The 751-nt window shown below is 67.6% G+C and carries 1 protein-coding gene; it reads right to left on the minus strand.

Going from position 1 to position 751, the window contains the following annotated elements; translation table 11 throughout:
• On the minus strand, positions 1-751 hold a 751-nt coding region (locus CXQ89_RS17675; RefSeq protein ID WP_104162200.1), incomplete at both ends, for an aminoglycoside phosphotransferase family protein.

The raw sequence follows: 751 nt of genomic DNA on the forward strand, positions 1-751 counted from the left end.
GCAGGCGATGTGCTGACGGTAGCCCGTCAAGGGTTCGGCCAGCCAAAGTGCTGGCCACCCACAGGGACCGCTCGAGGTCGCCTCGATGGTCCGGCTTTCCCGCGTAAGCGAGGGCGTTCTCCACTTCCCGGGCGATGCCCCATTGCCGTGCAACCTCCGGGTCCAGGCCGGCAGCAGAGCTGAAATCAGAGCAGCGCCGCCGCAGGCCGGCTCCGCTGTCGTTCACAGGCAAGTCCGAAAGGCGGTTCCACAACAGCGGAGCCACTGCAAACTCCGGCTCGCCGATCATGGGCTGCGGGTCGATGGCGGCGAAGCCTGCCGCCGTCCGAAGTGCCGGCGGGGATGGAAGGCTTGTCCGTGCGGACGCAGATGGCCTGGCCAGGACATTGAGGAAATGCAGGTCCGCATGGACCAGGACATCGCGTGCCGCACGCCGGCCCACCGCCCCGCGGGTTTGGCACACCTCAAGGGCTGCCTCGAGCAGCCAGCGCGGGAAGGGACGCCCCAGCTGTTCCCATTCCACGGGCAGGTCATCACTCCACTGCTCTGCCCGCGAGGTGATGTGTTCGAACTGCTGCCACTGCGGCCGGTCAACGGGGTTGAGGCTAAGCTGCCGGACCATGCCTCTCCAGACCTCCACGGCGTCCTCCATGGGGACAGCGGCGAGTGAGCGTTCGCCGTCGAGCCTTTCCAAAAGCATGGCGCAGGTACCCGCATCGGACGCCAACAGCGCCACCGCCCCCCGTCCCTG

This window comes from Arthrobacter sp. ZGTC212, from assembly GCF_002929255.1.
Taxonomy (GTDB): Bacteria; Actinomycetota; Actinomycetes; order Actinomycetales; family Micrococcaceae; genus Arthrobacter_B; species Arthrobacter_B sunyaminii.